Origin of the sequence: Streptomyces sp. NBC_00090 (assembly GCF_045160815.1) — a bacterium.
In the GTDB taxonomy this organism is placed as follows: Bacteria; Actinomycetota; Actinomycetes; order Streptomycetales; family Streptomycetaceae; genus Streptomyces.
Map to the genome: position 1 here is coordinate 8,332,365 of NZ_CP108224.1, position 15,387 is coordinate 8,347,751.

General features: G+C 71.1%; 17 protein-coding genes. 10 read left to right on the forward strand and 7 right to left on the reverse strand.

Annotated features, from left to right (window positions below):
• Positions 1-145: 145 nt before the first annotated feature.
• The 5 genes from OG361_RS37005 to OG361_RS37025 are packed head-to-tail and all read left to right on the forward strand — an operon-like array spanning position 146 to position 4,261.
• Entirely contained in the window at positions 146-1,453 is a 1,308-nt protein-coding gene (locus OG361_RS37005; RefSeq protein ID WP_405860702.1) for an ATP-binding protein, read from the forward strand.
• 1 nt (position 1,454) lies between these two features.
• Positions 1,455-1,862 (forward strand): roadblock/LC7 domain-containing protein, encoded by a 408-nt coding sequence (locus OG361_RS37010; protein WP_384576478.1) that lies wholly within the window; start codon positions 1,455-1,457, stop codon positions 1,860-1,862.
• Positions 1,859-2,215 (forward strand): DUF742 domain-containing protein, encoded by a 357-nt coding sequence (locus tag OG361_RS37015; protein ID WP_384576475.1) that lies wholly within the window; start codon positions 1,859-1,861, stop codon positions 2,213-2,215. The genes OG361_RS37010 and OG361_RS37015 overlap by 4 nt, the downstream gene beginning before the upstream one ends.
• The gene (locus OG361_RS37020) at positions 2,196-2,819 is read left to right on the forward strand and encodes a GTP-binding protein (RefSeq protein WP_405860704.1); all 624 of its coding nucleotides are present in this window, start codon (positions 2,196-2,198) and stop codon (positions 2,817-2,819) included. Before OG361_RS37015 ends, OG361_RS37020 begins: the two co-directional genes overlap by 20 nt.
• Complete coding sequence (locus OG361_RS37025; protein WP_405860706.1) at positions 2,816-4,261, forward strand: cytochrome P450; 1,446 nt, start codon at positions 2,816-2,818, stop codon at positions 4,259-4,261. The genes OG361_RS37020 and OG361_RS37025 overlap by 4 nt, the downstream gene beginning before the upstream one ends.
• A 62-nt stretch (positions 4,262-4,323) precedes the next feature.
• Here the strand turns inward: OG361_RS37025 and OG361_RS37030 are convergent, their stop codons facing one another.
• The 3 genes from OG361_RS37030 to OG361_RS37040 form a co-directional block, all read right to left on the reverse strand.
• Entirely contained in the window at positions 4,324-5,355 is a 1,032-nt protein-coding gene (locus OG361_RS37030; protein ID WP_405860708.1) for a hypothetical protein, read from the reverse strand.
• Between the two features lie 335 nt (positions 5,356-5,690).
• Positions 5,691-6,695, reverse strand: a complete 1,005-nt coding sequence (locus tag OG361_RS37035; protein ID WP_405860710.1) for a HEAT repeat domain-containing protein — start codon at positions 6,693-6,695, stop codon at positions 5,691-5,693.
• Between the two features lie 6 nt (positions 6,696-6,701).
• Positions 6,702-7,370, reverse strand: a complete 669-nt coding sequence (locus OG361_RS37040; RefSeq protein WP_405860712.1) for a HEAT repeat domain-containing protein — start codon at positions 7,368-7,370, stop codon at positions 6,702-6,704.
• Between the two features lie 201 nt (positions 7,371-7,571).
• Between OG361_RS37040 and OG361_RS37045 the strand changes: the two genes are divergently transcribed.
• Positions 7,572-9,284, forward strand: a complete 1,713-nt coding sequence (locus OG361_RS37045; RefSeq protein WP_405860714.1) for an amidohydrolase — start codon at positions 7,572-7,574, stop codon at positions 9,282-9,284.
• Positions 9,285-9,315: 31 nt separating this feature from the next.
• Positions 9,316-10,203, forward strand: a complete 888-nt coding sequence (locus OG361_RS37050; RefSeq protein WP_405860716.1) for a LuxR C-terminal-related transcriptional regulator — start codon at positions 9,316-9,318, stop codon at positions 10,201-10,203.
• A 175-nt stretch (positions 10,204-10,378) separates the two neighbouring features.
• Here the strand turns inward: OG361_RS37050 and OG361_RS37055 are convergent, their stop codons facing one another.
• Positions 10,379-10,891: a MarR family winged helix-turn-helix transcriptional regulator gene (locus OG361_RS37055; RefSeq protein ID WP_384576450.1), complete on the reverse strand. Its 513-nt coding sequence runs from the start codon at positions 10,889-10,891 to the stop codon at positions 10,379-10,381.
• Positions 10,892-10,989: 98 nt separating this feature from the next.
• On the opposite strand from OG361_RS37055, the gene OG361_RS37060 reads away from it, so the two are divergent.
• A complete protein-coding gene (locus tag OG361_RS37060; RefSeq protein ID WP_405860718.1) occupies positions 10,990-11,655 on the forward strand; it encodes an FMN-dependent NADH-azoreductase in 666 nt (221 codons plus the stop codon).
• Between the two features lie 73 nt (positions 11,656-11,728).
• Positions 11,729-12,517 carry an SDR family NAD(P)-dependent oxidoreductase gene (locus OG361_RS37065; protein ID WP_405860720.1) on the forward strand — a complete coding sequence of 263 codons (789 nt, stop codon included), beginning with the start codon at positions 11,729-11,731 and terminating at the stop codon, positions 12,515-12,517.
• Between the two features lie 105 nt (positions 12,518-12,622).
• Here the strand turns inward: OG361_RS37065 and OG361_RS37070 are convergent, their stop codons facing one another.
• Positions 12,623-12,970, reverse strand: coding sequence for a DUF4232 domain-containing protein (locus OG361_RS37070; protein ID WP_405860722.1), 348 nt, complete (start codon positions 12,968-12,970; stop codon positions 12,623-12,625).
• Here OG361_RS37070 and OG361_RS37075 point away from each other — a divergent pair.
• Entirely contained in the window at positions 12,955-13,098 is a 144-nt protein-coding gene (locus OG361_RS37075) for a hypothetical protein (RefSeq protein WP_405860724.1), read from the forward strand. The two genes, OG361_RS37070 and OG361_RS37075, sit on opposite strands and share 16 nt — an antisense overlap.
• A gap of 206 nt (positions 13,099-13,304) precedes the next feature.
• Here OG361_RS37075 and OG361_RS37080 read toward each other — a convergent pair whose 3' ends face one another.
• Together OG361_RS37080 and OG361_RS37085 are read right to left on the reverse strand one after the other, a co-directional pair.
• Positions 13,305-14,372, reverse strand: coding sequence for a CehA/McbA family metallohydrolase (locus OG361_RS37080; protein WP_405860726.1), 1,068 nt, complete (start codon positions 14,370-14,372; stop codon positions 13,305-13,307).
• Positions 14,373-14,590: 218 nt separating this feature from the next.
• Positions 14,591-15,190 carry a hypothetical protein gene (locus OG361_RS37085; RefSeq protein ID WP_405860728.1) on the reverse strand — a complete coding sequence of 200 codons (600 nt, stop codon included), beginning with the start codon at positions 15,188-15,190 and terminating at the stop codon, positions 14,591-14,593.
• Between the last annotated feature and the right edge of the window lie 197 nt (positions 15,191-15,387).

Below are 15,387 nucleotides of genomic sequence, written 5' to 3' on the forward strand. Positions count from 1 at the left end.
CGCGCGGGTATGGCTCCTCCCTCCCGGAGTTCTGGCCGGAGCATCCGCGATAGCGCTGCTCTTCTCCCCTGCACAGATACGGACACCGGTTGTCTGGTGCGGCCTTGCCGCGGTCGTCCTGACGGTCATCACCTCGGCCGGGACCGTGCGTCGGCTGCGATCGGCCGAAGCCGCCCGCCAGGCACGGGCGAGTGCCGAGGCGGAGGAGTACTACGCGCAGCGCGAGGCCGCCCTGATTGGGCGCCTGGCCGATCAGCGGGCCACCACCGTATGGCTCGCAGAGGAGCTCCTCCCCGCGGCCGTCGCCCGGCTGCAGAAGGGTGACCCCGCCTCGGAGATCCTGCAGGCCGTCAGCTTCGGGAAGCACCTCGACGGCGAGTTCACCGAAGCGCTCAAGGGGGCCCTGCAGACGCTCCTGGAAGCCGTCGAGGCCGAGGAGCACACACGGGACGCCTCCCAGCGGGCCCTGGTAGCGGTCGCGCGCCGGGTCCAGGCGATCGTGCACCAGCTCGCCAAGGACCTCCACGCCATGCAGATCCTCCACGGGACCGATGTCGTGGTCTCCCGCGGTCTGCAGAACATCGACCACCGGAACGCCCTGATCGGCCGCCTCGCGGCCAGCATCGCCGTCCTGGGCGACGCTCGCCCCGGGCGTCAGTGGTCGAAGGCGATCCCGCTCTACGACGTCCTGCGCGGGGCCATGTCCCGCATCGTGGACTTCCCCCGCGTCAAGCTGCAGTCGGTGACCGAGGTGGCGGTGATCGGCCCGGGTGCCGAGCCGCTGATCCACCTGCTCGCCGAGCTGCTCGACAACGCCACGACGTTCTCGCCGCCGCACGCCCCGGTGGAGGTGACCGCGAGCGAGGTGCCCTCCGGCATCGCGATCGAGATCGAGGACCGTGGCGTCGGACTCACCGAGGAGGTCCGGGAGCGTGTCGAACGCGTCATGGCGAACGCGCTGACGGGAATTCATCTGGCCAGCCTGGGCGAGGTGACACAGCTCGGCCTGCCCGTCGTCAGCAGGCTGGCCCGCGAGCACGGCTGCGAGGTCGACCTGCGCACCTCCGCCTATGGAGGCGTACGGGCCGTGGTGCTCGTCCCCCGGCGTCTGATCACCACGGTGCCGCCGTCCGTCATCCGGATCCCCCAGCCCGCCCGCAGGCGCGCGGGTGGCCCGACCCCGCCCAGGCCGGTGATGGTGCGCGATGCCGCGCCGGAGCCCGCCGAGGTCAGGAAGACCCCCAACGGACTTCCGCAACGACGACGGGAGTCACCCGTCCCGACGCCGATCGTCATGGCGACTCCCACGCCCCCGGCCGCTCCGGCCGCCTCCCGGGGTACCTCCGGCACACCCCGCCAGCCGGGTCTGATGTGGGAGGCGTTCAACGGCGACAAGAGATCGGTCGCCGAACCTTCCACTCCCCACAGCGAGCCGTCAGATGAGGTTGAGTAACATGCAGCCACTGCCCAACATGGACTGGATGCTCACGGAGCTCGTGGGCAGCGTCCCGTACGTGCGACACGTGGTCGTCCTCTCGTCCGACGGCCTGTGCATCGGGCAGGCGAACACGGCTCCCGACACCGCCGACGCGATCGCCGCCGCCTGCTCCGGCATCCAGAGCCTGGCGAGGGCCATCGCGCAGATGTTCCCGCTCGGGGACGGCTCGACGCGGATGGTCGGGATCGAGGCGGACGGTGGGTACTTCTCGCTGATGGCGGCCGGCCCCGGTGCCTATCTCGCGGTCCTCGCCGACCAGGAGGTGGACGCCGGACTCCTGGGCGACCGCATGCGCACGTTGGTGGTCCGCATCGGTCAGCACATGACCAGCCCGCCTCGTGAGGACGTCGGGCAGGCGATGTGACATCAGAGAACCAGGACCGTTGGGACGAGGGCAATCCCGTTCCGCTCTACGTCATCACCGGTGGCCCGGGTTCCTCGGCCAAGACCTTCAACCTGGTCACCCTGATCGCGACGAGGTCCGAACCCGAACCCGCGATGCAGCCCGAGCAGGCGGCCATTCTCACGATGTGCACGTACCCGCTCTCGGTGGCCGAGCTCTCGGCGTACCTCAGTCTTCCGTTCAGCGTCGTCACCGTACTGCTGTCCAAACTCGTCGAAGACGAGCGGGTCGAGGCCATCGCACCCGTGCCGGTGGCGGCATACCCCGAACGCGGCCTACTGGAGGCGGTGATCCATGGACTTCGCAAGCTCTGACGCACCTGATGTCGGCCCAGTTGGCACCGACATGCTGCTGCCCCACGGCGCCAGGGGAGTCAAGGTCGTGATCGTCGGCGGCTTCGGCGTCGGCAAGACGACCATGGTCGGGTCGGTGAGTGAGATCCCGCCCCTGACCACCGAAGAGACCATGACCCAGGCAGGCGTCGGGATCGACCACAACCCCGGCGCCGAAGGCAAGAACACCACGACCGTCGCGATGGACTTCGGTCGGATCAGCATCAACCGGGAGCTGATCCTCTATCTGTTCGGGACCCCGGGACAAGAGCGCTTCTGGTTCCTGTGGAACGGCATCTTCGAAGGCGCGCTCGGCGCCGTGGTCCTCGTCGACACCCGCAGGATCGAAGTCTGCTTCGAGGTCATCACCCGTCTCGAGGACCGCCGCGTCCCGTTCGTCGTGGCCGTCAACACCTTCCCGGAGGCCCCGCAGTACCCCGTACCCGATCTGCGCACTGCTCTGGCCCTCAGCGAATCCGTGCCCATCGTCGCCTGTGACGCACGGGACCGGGCGTCCTGCCGCGACGCCCTGCTCTCGCTGATGGTCTACCTGTGCACCCTCGCCGCCGCCCAGGAGACCGTATGACCGTCCCACCCGCCGAACACGCCACCGCGCAGCACGGGGCGGCCCCGCCCCCGGGCTGCCCGGCCCACACCGCCACGGGAACCGGTGGAGCGACCCGGCTCTACGGCCCCGCGGCGTCGACGGACCCCATGGGTCTGTACGAGGAACTGCGCGCCGCCCACGGTCCGGTGGCCCCCGTACTGCTCGACGGCGACGTACGCGCCTGGCTCGTCCTGGGGTACCTGGAGAACCGTGACGTGGCCAGCCGCCCGACCCAGTTCTCCCGCGACCCCCGCGTCTGGCACGGCTGGCGGAGCGGGGAGATCGACCCCGCCACCTCGCCGCTCGTACCGATGATCGGCTGGCGTCCCGACTGCGTCTGCGCGGACGGCGAGGAACACCAGCGGCTGCGCGGTGCCGTCACGGCCGGCCTCAGCCAGTTCGACCACCGGGGCATCCGTCGCCACATCACCCGCTTCGCCCATCAGATCATCGACACGTTCTGCGAGAGCGGCGAGGCGGAACTGGTCGGCCAGTTCACCGAGCACCTGCCCATGCTCACGCTCACCCACCTGCTCGGCATGTCGGAGGAGGCCGGCCCCGGGCTCGTGCACGCCGCCCGCGACCTCTTCAAGGCCACCGAGACGTCGCTCGCCAGCAACGCCTACGTGCTGGAGAGCCTCGAGAGGCTCGTCGTCGCCAAGCGCTCCCGCCCGGGGCACGACATCGCCTCCGCGCTGATGGCCCACCCCGCCAACCTCACGGACGAGGAGGTCCAGCACCACCTGCGCCTCATCCTGCTCGCGGGTTACGAGACGACGGCCAACCTGATGTCCAACGTCCTCCGCATGGTCGTCACCGACCCCCGGTTCCGCGGCTCGCTGGCCGGCGGCCAGATGACCCTGCCCGAGGCCGTGGAGCAGGTCCTGTGGGACGAACCGCCGCTGATGGTCTGCCCCGGCCGCTGGGCCAACGGTGACACCACCCTCGGCGGGCAGCAGATCAAGGCGGGGGACATGCTCCTGCTCGGCCTGGCCGCCGGCAACGTCGACAAGGCGATCCGCCCGGATTCCTCGACGCCCGTGCACCACAACCGCGCGCACCTCTCCTTCAGCGCCGGTACCCACGAATGCCCCGGCCAGGACATCGGCCGCATCATCGCCGACGCCGGTATCGACATCCTGCTCACCCGGCTTCCGGACATCGCCCTGGCCGTCCCCGAGGAGAGCCTCACCTGGCGTTCCTCCACCTGGGCCCGGCATCTCACGGCACTGCCCGTGAACTTCGCCCCCCGCGCTCCCAAGGCCCTCGACGTCCCGGCCCCGCTTCCGGCGCCGCCCGTCCAGAGCAACGGGATGCCGACGGCACCGCCGAGGACGGCGACCGGCCCCGGGACGGCGCGCGTTCCCGAGCCCCGGGTCTCGTGGCGTACCCGCATCGGACGCCTTCTGCGCAGGCGGTAGGAGTGAACGGCAGGGGGGTGCCGACCGGGCTCGGCCGGCACCCCCGGTGCCGAGGTCAGGCGTCATTCCTGGAACGAGACGTCCGAGGAGGCGTAGCGCGGCGCTCCCGTGTACCAGGCGTGAAGGCCGGAGAGGAAACCACAGGCTCCCCGGAGCCACGTCTCCAGCTCGGCCCGCTCGTCGTGGTGCAGCCCGGATCGCTGGACGAGCAGCGGCAGTTCGCTCTGCCGGAGGTGCTCGAAGTCGCGCAGCCGGGCGTTCACCAGGTGGAGGGCGGCGGGCACGGCGTCGCGAAGACTGATGCCCAGGGATGTTCCGACGACCAGCACGAGGTTGTTGACATCGCGCTCCTCGTGCACCTCCCTCTCGTACGAGGCGATGTCGTTCGCCAGTCCCATGAAGTCCATGAAGGCGTCGAGCAGGGCGCGCACGGTCCGGCAGTGCCGTATCTGCTCGGGTATTCGCGCTCCGGTGGCCAACTCGACGGAGTAGGGGGCGGTGTAGGCGGCGAAGCTCTCCCGTCGGAACGGGGCGTAGTCGATCAGGTGGGGGATACGGCCGCTGCGACTGTTGGCCAGTTCCTCGACCCCCGCGTCGATGTACCGCGCCAGGGCTCGGTTGAACTCGCGGCGCCAGTGCGCGAGTCGCGGAGGGAAGAGGCGCTGCTGCAGGTCGGCGATCCCCCTCTCGACGGCGTTCGTCGGTTCCGGCAACCGGGCGCCGTACTCCGGGCGGAGGAAGGCGTGCAGCCGATCGGTGAAGACCAGCGCGCCGGGGAGGTCACCCGTCTGCTTGAAGGCGGAGGCGAAGTAGTCGTCCCAGGCCAGGGCCCAGACGTTGAACCGGTGGTTGAGCCGGAGGTCGGCGAGCGAGGCGTCGGGAAGGGTCCAGGCGGTCAGCTGGTCGACGGTCATGGCGTGGAACGTGGACCGGGTCCATATCGCGCGGCGCGCCGACCGCCCGTTGTCGCCGCCCAGCATGCCCATCTCGCGCGCCCAGTCCTCGCTCTCCTCGTGCAGGGCCGACAGGTACGGATTCACACGCAGCGGATAGGGCATCCGCAGCTGGGGGAGCTCGACGGCGCGCACTGTCATGGGACCAACCTCCTTCTCGCTGCCGGGAGTTCGGGCAGGCATTCGGACGGCATGCCAGAGGGGGTGGGAATCACGCTGCCCGTCCTACGGCTCTCCAAACCTGCCCGCCACGGACGACCGGCAACCCCGCGACTGCTCCTGGCTGGATCAGAACAGGTTTACTTGCGGAACGGAACGATCCTTCGGGGGTGCTTTCCGTAAGCCCGAGTAAGCGTCACGAGGTGACGGCCACGACCGGGAGGCCTCGCCCTCCGGGGCGGGTGCAGCGGCCCGAGAACCGGAGTCCCGGACAAACGCCTGATTTCAGTGCCGACGGTGAACCCCGGAAGGCTCCGTCATCGCGCGTCGCGCATCCGGAGGAGGTACGCGGCGGTCAACGCGACGGCACGGTCCTCGTCGTGCGACAGATCCGCGAGGGCCCGTGACGCGGTCGCTCCCGGGATGTCCGCGAGGGCCTGGGTGAGTCGTCGGCGTGCGGACGCATGGGCTCTGCCGTGGGCGAGGCGCTCGACGAGCCCGGCGGCGATCCGGTCCGCCGACGCGGCACGGCTCGCCAGCACACCCAGCGCATCGGCCGCGTCGACGTCGTTCGCCGCCTCGACGATCATGTCGATGAGCGTCGGGACCGCGTCGGCCACCCCACGGGCCCCGAGCGTCAGAGCGGCCTGCCTGCGGACCACGGTGTCCGGGTTCGCGAGGGCGTCCCGCAACAGGGCGGTCGCCCCGTCGTCCGGGATCTCGGCGATGGACCGGACGGCACGCTCCCGCACCTCGGCCGAGGGCGAGCGCAGGCCCTCCGCCAGCAGGACCAATCCACCCTCGCCCAACCGCGCCAGCGCCCATCGAAGCGCACCGGCGACGATCGGGTCGGTCTCGCTCAGCACCGCCTCGACCAGCGCTTCCACCGGCACCGGAACCTCTTCCACCGCGGACAGCGCCGCGCGCTGGCGCGTCCCGGCGCTCTTCGACGCCAGGGCCTGGAGAAGAGCGACCGTCCGCAGGACGTCCTCCCAGTCGGCGGGCTCCGCGGCTCCGATCCGCTGGAGTCGCGTGAGCAGCTCCGTCTCGACCGCGATGCGCTCCCGCGTCCGGCCGACGAGGTCGTCGACGAGCTCCGAGGGCGCGAAGCCGGGATCGTCGAGCGCGCGCCCGACGTCGCGCAGCGACAGCCCCAGCGACCGCAGGCTCTCGATGTGGAAGATGCGCCGGATGTCCTGCCCGGAGTACTCGCGATACCCGCCGTCGGTACGACCCGTCGGCCTCACCAGGCCGAGCGCGTCGTAGTGCCTGAGCATGCGGGCGCTGACCCCGGACCGCCGAGCCACATCACCGATCAACACCGTCTGTCACCCCTCCTGGCCGTTCGTGCCCAGGGCTACGATGCGCTTCGCCTCCTCGATCGCGAAATCGAATCCGGCATCCGGGTCGCGCCACAGCCGTTCCGTGGCGATGGCGTGCTGACGCCGGCGAGGGTCGGGATCCGTCGTCGCGGCGCGCAGCGTCGGCTCGGCCACCTCACCGAGCGCGATCAGAGCCCGGCTGAGGCTCAACCGCATCTCACGCCCGCCGCGCCCGAGTTGCGTCGCCAGCACCCCGGCCAGCTCGGCTTCCCGCCCCTCGGGAACCAGTACCACCGCCGCCCGCCAGGCGCTCCTCGCCACCTCGTCGTCGGCGTCGGTCAGCAGCGCCCGCGTGATCGCCGGCCACGCTCGGCCGTCCCCGATCTTGGACAGGGTGTGCAACGCCTGGCTGCGTGCCTGCGCATGTTCCGAGCCGAGTTCGTCGACGAGCTTGGGGACCGTCGCCGACGGCGAGTGGCGCATCAGTGCCCAGGTGAGCATCTCCCGGACGGAGAAGTCGGGCTCGATCGCGCATCGTCCGATCAGCCGGTCGACGAACAGCGGGTCCGGGCCGGTGCCCACCGCCAGCGCCGCCCGCAGTCGCACCGACGGGCTGCCGTCCTCCAGCCCCTGAAGGGCACGCATGGTGTCCGTCGCCGTTTTCGGCATGGTCATCGGGACCACCTCCTCGGCCACAGTGAAGACGTTGTCACCGTGTCAAGGTCAAGCGCTCTCACCCGTCCGGCACCGGTGTGCCCGCGAGAGCGCGTATCGGTGGAATGACCGATGTGCGGGGTGCGGGGGCCTCGACATAGTCCTCGGGAGATCGTTCACGGGCGGCCGGCCCTGGTCCGCCCGACTCCCGAAAGGACTTCAGTGGACACGTATGCGGATCTGGTGTTTCTCGGCGGACAGGTGGTCACGGTCGACGCGGAGTTCTCCGTCGCCTCGGCCCTGGCCGTGACCGGCGGGGTCATCACCGCCGTCGGCGGGCGGGACGACGTGGCGCCGCTGGTCGGACCCGCCACCCGCGTCGTCGACCTGCGAGGGGCGACGCTGCTTCCCGGGATCAACGACTCCCATCTGCACGGGTGCGCCTTCGGCATGGCGACCCCGCCGCTCTCCCTCGACCTCGGCCACCCCGTCGTGACCTCCCTCGCGGATGTCGCCGCCGCGGTACGGGAGGCCGTCGGGCGGGTTCCGGACGGGCAGTGGATCACGGGGCACGGCTGGGACACCGGCTACCTCGACGAGTGCGTCTCCGATCCGGCCCGGCTGCCCTCGCGGAGTGACCTCGACGCCGTGAGCCCGGACCACCCCGTCGTCCTGTACTCCTTCTCCGGGCACGCCACCTGGGTCAACTCCCGGGCACTGGAGCTCATCGGGATCGACCGGGACACCGTCGCGCCGCCCGGCGGGGCCATCGTCGTGGACGAGGCGGGAGAGCCCACCGGACTGCTCCACGAGGGCGCCCAGGCCCTCGTACAGAACGCCCTGCCGCCGCTCGGCCGGCAGGAGCGGACCGACGCGATCCGGGCGACCCTCGCCACGCTCGCCCGGCTCGGCGTCACCAGCTACACCGAGCCCGGGCTCGGCCCCGGCGGCGACGGCATCATGCGGGGCGCACTCGGCGCGGAGACCCTCGACGTCTACCGGCGGCTGCTGGCCGACGGCGAACTGACCGCCCGCCTCGGCGTCCTGCTCCTGCCCACCGGAATGGCCGGCACCACCGAGGAGTTCGCCCGCACCCTCACCACCCTCGGTGATCCGGCCGATCGCGGCGACGCCGATCCGCGCCGCCTCGCGATCCACGGCGTCAAGATCTTCGCCGACGGCATCGTCCCCAACAAGACCTCCTGGATGCACGAGCCGTACATCGGCGGAGGCTGCGGCTCCCTGTGCGTCGGCGGCGAGACCGACGCCGAGCGGGTCGCCGAGATCGGCTCCATCATCCGGCACGCCCACGCCGCCGGGCATCAGGTGGGCGTCCACGTCACCGGCGACCGGGCCGCCGACACCGTCGCGGACGCCTTCGCCGCGGCCATGGCCGAGCACCCGAGGTCGGACGCCCGCCACTACGTCATCCACGGCGACTTCCTCACCCCGCACAGCATGAAGGTGCTGGCCGAGCACGGCTTCGGCGTCAACATGAACCCCACCATCAAGTGGACCGTCGCCGACATGGAGGAGGAGTTCGTCGGCGCCGGACGCGCCGCGTACGCATGGCCCTACCGCGATGCCATCGACGCGGGCGTGCGGGTCGCGAGCGGCTCCGACGCCCCCGTCACGTACCCGGACTGGCGCCAGGGAATCGCCACCATGATGCTGCGCGAGTCGAAGGCCGCCGGCCGGGTCAGCGGTCCCGAGCAGCGCATCGGCCTGGCCGAGGCGATTCGTACGTACACGATCGACGCGGCCTGGCAGGACTTCGCCGACGACTGGAAGGGCTCCCTGGAGCCGGGCAAGGTCGCCGACCTCTGCGTGCTCGACGGGGACCTGCTCACCGCCGACCCCCACGACATCCCGGAGATGCCCGTCGTCCTCACCGTCATGGACGGGCAGGTCGTGCACGACACCCTTCGCGATTGACGTATTCCGGGCACATGATCATCCTTGGGGGATGACAGCGCAGCGGAGCACGGCGGACATCCTGGACGCGGCCGTCCATGTCCGTGACGCCGCCAGGGGTGCCGTGAGCGGCGCGATCGGCGTCGACACGGTCCTGGCGGCGCTGTCGGAGGTGATGGAGTACGACCACGCCTCCCTGGCCCGGTGGGATCCGCTGCGCCGGCGCCACACGACCCTGGCCGGGAGCTACCCCGACGACGCCACGGCCTACATCGAGACCCGCCTCCACCACGACCCCGTGTTCCCCGTGCTCCGCAGCCCGGCCCGAGGCGGTCTCTGGATGAGGGACGTTCCCCGGCGGCTCCTGGCGGCATCCCCGGGCTTCCAGGAGGTGCTGTTCCCCCTCGGAATCGAGGACGGCGTGGCCCAGTGCCTGTTCGCCGGCGACGGCCGGTACGTCGGCATGCTGAACATCAGCACCCGTCGGCCGCGGCACACCCCCGACCCGGCGCGCGCCGTGGTCACCCTGCTCACCGAGGCCCTCGCCGCGGCCGTGGACTCCCGCGCGTGCCCGCCACCCGAAGCGGGCGCCCCGGCCGAACGCGCCTCGGTCGTCCGGGCCTCGGCCGAAGCGGGCGCCTCGGCCGAACGGGCCGCGGACGCCCGGGCCTCGGCCGAAGCGGGCGCCTCGGCCGAACGGGCCGCGGACGCCCGGCGACCGGACGCGCGCCGGTCGCCGGGCGGACTCTCGCCACGGGAGCTCCAGGTCCTGGCCGAGCTGACCGCGGGTCGTACCAACCGGGAGATCGCCGAGCGGCTGTACATCACGCCCCGCACCGTGGGCACCCACATCGAGCACATCCTCGCCAAGCTCGACCTCCCCAACCGCGCGGCAGCGGCCGCCCGAGCCGTCGCCTGGGGAATCGAACCCGCCGGCTGACGCGTGCCCCTACGCGGCCGCGGCCGCGGCCGCGGCCTCAGGCGGACCGGAGCGGACGGCGGCCGGACGGTCGGCCTCCTGCCTCGGCCGGCAGACCCGCTTCCTCGGCACCCTTAACCGGACCTGGGGCCAGGCCTGCCGCCGAGGGGCCTGCACCGACTCGGAGCCCCCGTCGTCAGGGCTGCCGCGGGGCGCAGGCGTTGTCGTACTCCTGCCCGTTCTCGATACGGGCGACCGGGGTGCCGACGAGTCGGCCCAGGAGCGTGCGCAGTGCCTGCTGGGCCGACGGATCCAGGTCGGAGAGCAGGCTGTCCTCGATCGCCCGGACGTCGTCGCGCGCGGCGTCGAGGACGCGGCGGCCGGTGTCGGTCGCCTCGACGATCCGGGCCCGCCGGTCCGCCGGGTCGGGCCGGCGCCGGACGAGCCCGGCCGCTTCCAGTTCGTCGAGGACGAGGACGAGCTTGCTCTTGTCGACCGAGACGGCCTGGGCGAGGGCGAGCTGGCTCCTCGTGGGCGCGTCGACGATCGCCATCAGAACCGTGTAGCCCCACAGGGACAGGCCGTGCTCACGTACGGCCGAGGTCTCCGCTGTCGCCAGGCCCTGCTTGAGCCTGGCGAAGAGCCAGTGCAGATCGCTGTGGAGCCGGCTGCCCGACGCCTGGTCGTCGGCGGGAGTGGTGAGGGACATGTCAGCAGAATAGCAAAGGATCAATATCGTCTTGACTTGAGATTATCTCGACCTACTCTGATCTAGATGTCGGATCGTCTTGCTTGGAAGGGATCGTTGTGCCGCAGCTGTTGCATCTCGACGCAAGTGCCCGAAGCGACTCGTTCTCCAGGGAGCTCGGCGTCGCCTTCGTCGACCACTGGAAGGCAGCCCACCCGGAGGGCGTGTACACCTACCGCGACCTGGTGGCGGACCCGGTGCAGCCCATCGACGAGGCCCGGGTGAAGCTGGCCACCCAGTCCTCCCTGAACGGGGTGAACGACCTCGCGGCCATGGACGAGGTGGCCACCGCGCCCGAGCTCGCCGGGGCGTGGGCCGCGACCCGCCCCCTCATCGAGGAGCTCCTCGCGGCGGACGTCCTGGTCATCGGGACGCCCATGTACAACTTCACCGTCCCGGGCGCCCTGAAGACCTGGATGGACCGGGTGACCCTGCCGTGGCTCCCGCTCGCGGGCAAGTCCGCCGTGATCCTGAGCGCCCGCGGCGGCGCCTACGGCCCCGGCACCCCCCGGGAGGAGTTCGACTTCCAGGAGCCCTTCCTCCGCGCCTACTTCTCGGTGCTCGGTCTGGAGGACCTGGAGTTCGTGCACACCGAGCTCACGCACGCAGCGGTGATGCCGTTCCTCGCGCGGTTCCGGGACGTTCACGAGGCGTCGAGTGGCACCGCGCTGGACCGGGTCAAGGCACTGGCCGCCCGCGTCCCCGCCGAGACCCCCGCCGTCTGAGACGCCGTGTCGGGCGGTGAGCCGCCCGTTGGCGTCACACCGCGCACTTCCGTAAGAGAGGACACCCCGCACGATGGACACCGCACTCAAGGACCGTGTGGTCCTGGTCACCGGCGCCTCGACCGGCATCGGCGCCGCGACCGCCCGCGCGTACGGTCAGGAGGGCGCACGGGTCGCCATCACGTACCGCAACAACCCGGAGAAGGCCGGGAAGGTCGTCTCCGAGATCGAGGCCGCCGGAGGGCGGGCGCTCGCGGTCCGGCTCGACCTCGAGGAGCTGAGCACCGTCGAGGAGGCCGTGAACACGGTCGTCGAGAAGTGGGGCGGGGTCGACGTCCTCGTCGCCAACGCCGTGCGCTGGGGCGGCGACGGCCCTCCGGACCCGAGCGTCCGCTTCGAGGACGTGCCGCTCGAGGAATGGCAGGCCATGATCAGCGCCAACCTGATCGGAGCCGCCGCCCAGGTGCGCGCCGTCCTGCCGGGCATGCGCTCGCGTGGCTGGGGCAGGATCGTGCTGATCTCCTCCAGCGTCGCCGAGGAGGGCCTGCCGGGCCCCGGCCCCTACGGGACGGCCAAGTCGGGACTGTACGGGCTGGCCCGCAGCCTCGCCTGGGAGGCGGGCCGGGACGGCGTCCTCGTCAACGTGGTGGCCCCCGGCTTCACGCTGACCGACAGCCGCCCGGCCATCCCCACGTTCATCACCGACAAGCTCGCCGCCGGCACGCCCACGCGCCGTCTCTCCGACCAGGACGACGTCGCCAAGCTGGTGCTGTTCCTCGGTTCGGGAGCCAACGGCAACCTCACGGGCGAAGTGGTCCGTGACGGCTCGTCGGCCGCCCGCGCCCCCCACGTCGGCCCCTGACGCGCCCCACCCCGGAACCACCCCTGACCGGGGTGACGGAGATTGCGAAGCCGGAGGAGTACCCGGCCCTGGAGGACTGCCTGGTCGCGCGGGAGGCCAGGGCCGTCACTTCGACATGATGAAGTCGAGGGCCGCGCCCGAAGCGGTCGTCCAGTAGGTGACGAGCTGACCGTCGTCCGCGTACAACGTGTTCACGGGCTTGGGGACGTCGATCGGCTCGCCCGCCTCGCTGCCGGGCTTCTTGCCCTGGAGGGTGAGGGAGATGCTCTTCGCCTCGTACTCGTCCCTGGCGCCACCGCTGACCAGCAGAGCGGCGTAGGCCTCCTCGCCCGGAGCGATGGTGACGGGGACCCCCGGGTCCATGTTGCTCTCCTCGATCACGGGAACCGTGGTCTGGGCATCGGCACCCAGCTGTACGTGGGGGGTAGTGGTAGAGGTTGCAGCGCGTACCACTCGGCTCCGCCGAACTCGTCGCGCTCGGCCGGTCCGAGGGCCTGGCCCCGTCCGGACCGCCGTCCGCGCCCGACTCGCACGCCGTGGACGAGAGCAGCGCGGCGACCACCGCGGCCCCGACGGCGTAGGACTTCCAGCCCCGTGGGCTCTTGTGGCTCCTGTCGGACATGCGGGCAGGACTGCTCATGTCGTTCCCCCGTGGTCGGCCGTTCACGACCGCTCTCGGTACTCGCCGGCAAGCAGAGGGTGACCCGGAACGGCCATCAACACGCTTGCGTCGGGCGTCTGTTACCGAGGAGGTACAGGGAGGGGACGATTCCGCGGACGGCGCGGGTCAGGGACCGGATCCCGGTGCGGCAAGCTCGGTCTCGGAGCCTACTCCTTCCGCTCCGCGTCGATCCCGGCGATGAGGCCCTCGACGAGGCTCTTGATCTCGTCGCGGATCGGGCGCCCTGGACGTGGCGGCGGAGAAGGCCGTACCGGTGTCGGATGACCCCGCCGTGGGCGCCAGGTGGATGGGGTTGCTCCAGGCTCGTCCGCCGGTGTCGTCCTCGACCGTGACCCGGCAGAATCCGCCGCGGAACATCGCCAGCGGCAGGGTGCAGTCCGTCAGGTCCCTGCCCTGTACGACCTGGGCCCCGGGGGCGCCGCCGGTGATCAGGACCTTGCGGACAGGGGAGCATCGGACGGTGATGTGCTCGTTCGCCAGGCTGATGTCGAGCAGCTCGGGACCGGTGGACGAGTAGTAGTGCCCGGCCTTGAGGGCGGTCAGCAGCTGGTCAGGGTCGAGGGACTCGGCGCGGACCTGGATCCAGGCGGCGCAGCCCGGCGGGTCCTGGGGCTGGAGGTGGGCGTCGTCAGCCGCGTAGGCGTGCAGCCGGTGGCCCCGGTTGAGGAGGACATCGGTCAAGTGCCAGCTGTCCCCACGGTCCTCGCGGGCGGCGAGTGCGTTGTAGACCTCCACGGCGTGCGCGGCGTCCAGGCTTTCGGCGTCCGCGATGCTCAAGAGGGAGGCGGCCGGGTGGGCCATGCCCACGTACGCGCCGGCGGCTCGTGCCCTGCGGGCCAGCTGGGGTCCGCTCTCCTCGGGCCCGGGCGGTGCGAAGCCGAGTGGGAGCCCGGCGGCGACGATGTGCCACGAAGGACCGGCCTCCGTACGGGGCGCGTGCAGCTCGGCGCCGAGCAGGGTGGTGAATCCCTCCGTGCGCAGGGGCGTGGTGTCCGTCAGTGGGAAGCCGTACTCGGATCGGAAGTGGTCCGTGACGGCCAGGAAGTCGTACCCGGCGTCCCGGTAGTACTGCACCGTCGCCGCAGGGGACAGGGCACCGTCGGACTGGTCGGAGTGCGTGTGGAGATTCCCTCGCCAGAAGCGGCCCAGTTGATCAAAAGGCAGGCTCTGCATCCAAGTCCTCCTGGGGTTGATCAGACAGGTGGTCTGTCGGCGGGCCGGCCGTGCGGGCCCACACCGGGGGAGGTACTGCTCCTCGTGACAGCTATCCGATCACGCGCAGCCGGCAGCACATGGGTCACAGGGCTGGGGGGCCGGCCCGGTGTCGTCAACGCCGACATGGAATACGCGCCGTCCGCCACATCGGTGGTAGCTGTAGCAGGGCGGATGGACTACTGAACGAAGTCCTGCCAGAAGGCGACGGTGGCCTGCGGGTTCCAGGTCTCGGGATGCTCGTGCCCCTCTTCGAACTCGTGGCTGATGTACTCGGCGAGGTCTTCACCGTAATAGATGATGTCCGTGCCCCAGATCGACAGGACCGGGTGCCCGGAGGTTCCGCCGCCTGCGGGAAGGAACCGATGTGCGTAGAGCGGCACCAGTCGGGGCACACCTGCCAGGTGCTCCTCTGCCGCCATCCGGGCGGCCTCTGGTTCGGCGGGGCGTGTGCCCCACGAGGTATGCCAGTAGCCGTGCTCGACGGCCGACACTACTCCCTCGGTCGGCCACGCGAGGTGGGAACGGAGATCGTCGGGGTTGCCGTTGCGCCAGTCGGGCCAGGGCTTGTCCCAGGTAGCGCCTTCCTGGGGCGGCGAGCAGACGGGCAGACCGACTGCCAGGAACGCGCGGTGGTCGTCGGAGAACCGAATGCCGTACTCGGCCTCGATGCGCTCGAACTCGTCGTCGCTGAGGCCGGGTTCAATGGTGCAGCAGTCGGCCTGCCGCAGGCGTCGGGCGGCTTCGGCCCCGAGGCGGGCTCCTTCGATGTCGATCACAGCCGAAGAGTAGTTCCCTTGTAGGCCCAGAGGTTCAGGTGGGGCCGGTCGGGCTGCGGCGGCAAGAAGGCAAGGACCCTGGTTACGCAGGACCCCCATCGGACCGCGACAGCAGATGAACTCCGATCACCAGAACACAGAGCCCCGGCCCTCCCTCGGAGGGGGAGGGGGACGGTGATGACCTTGCGGTCGAGGGG

Excerpts from the sequence above, each read along its gene's own strand:
- OG361_RS37010 (WP_384576478.1), top strand. The coding sequence starts at position 1,455 with ATGCAGCCACTGCCCAACATGGACTGGATGCTCACGGAGCTCGTGGGC.
- OG361_RS37020 (WP_405860704.1), top strand. The coding sequence starts at position 2,196 with ATGGACTTCGCAAGCTCTGACGCACCTGATGTCGGCCCAGTTGGCACC.
- OG361_RS37025 (WP_405860706.1), top strand. The coding sequence starts at position 2,816 with ATGACCGTCCCACCCGCCGAACACGCCACCGCGCAGCACGGGGCGGCC.
- OG361_RS37030 (WP_405860708.1), bottom strand. The coding sequence starts at position 5,355 with ATGACAGTGCGCGCCGTCGAGCTCCCCCAGCTGCGGATGCCCTATCCG.
- OG361_RS37040 (WP_405860712.1), bottom strand. The coding sequence starts at position 7,370 with ATGACCATGCCGAAAACGGCGACGGACACCATGCGTGCCCTTCAGGGG.
- OG361_RS37050 (WP_405860716.1), top strand. The coding sequence starts at position 9,316 with ATGACAGCGCAGCGGAGCACGGCGGACATCCTGGACGCGGCCGTCCAT.
- OG361_RS37055 (WP_384576450.1), bottom strand. The coding sequence starts at position 10,891 with ATGTCCCTCACCACTCCCGCCGACGACCAGGCGTCGGGCAGCCGGCTC.
- OG361_RS37065 (WP_405860720.1), top strand. The coding sequence starts at position 11,729 with ATGGACACCGCACTCAAGGACCGTGTGGTCCTGGTCACCGGCGCCTCG.
- OG361_RS37080 (WP_405860726.1), bottom strand. The coding sequence starts at position 14,372 with ATGCAGAGCCTGCCTTTTGATCAACTGGGCCGCTTCTGGCGAGGGAAT.